Source organism: Bacillus cereus group sp. N12 (assembly GCF_016483575.1).
Lineage (GTDB): Bacteria > Bacillota > Bacilli > Bacillales > Bacillaceae_G > Bacillus_A > Bacillus_A toyonensis.
In genome coordinates this window covers 1-451 of the sequence record NZ_JAEHBO010000201.1, presented here as the reverse complement: position 1 = coordinate 451, position 451 = coordinate 1, and the positions used below count along the sequence as shown (strand labels likewise).

Sequence of the window (451 nt, the reverse complement as noted above, 5' to 3'; positions counted from 1 at the left end):
GAAAACGGTACGTCCTTATTTGAAACGGCAGCTATTTTTAATATTCCTGCCCCTTCAACGATTATTGTTTGGAAAAAACAATTCGAAACACAAGGAATCGCTGCCCTTCAATCAAAGAAAAAGGGGCGTCCATCCATGGAAAAAGATTCAAATAAACAATCAAAACAAACACCAGTTGAAGGTTCAGTCGAAGCACTTGAAGCACGTATTCAACAGCTTGAAATGGAAAATGAGTACTTAAAAAAGTTGAATGCCTTAGTTCAAAACAAGGAAAAATCACGAAACAGGACAAAGCACAAGTAGTCTATGAATTAAGGCATAAATATTCGGTGAAAGCACTTGTAGAGCTAGCTAACATTCCACGAAGCACGTATTATGATTTAGTAAAGAAAATGAATCGTCCGGATTTAGATGCCGATTTGAAAGCTGAAATTAAAGCGATTTATGAGGA

Annotated in this window: 1 pseudogene; it reads left to right on the top strand. The window is 36.6% G+C overall.

Annotation, left to right across the window (positions count from 1 at the left end):
* Positions 1-451 (top strand): annotated as a pseudogene (locus JDS92_RS30140) (helix-turn-helix domain-containing protein); the annotation flags it as partial.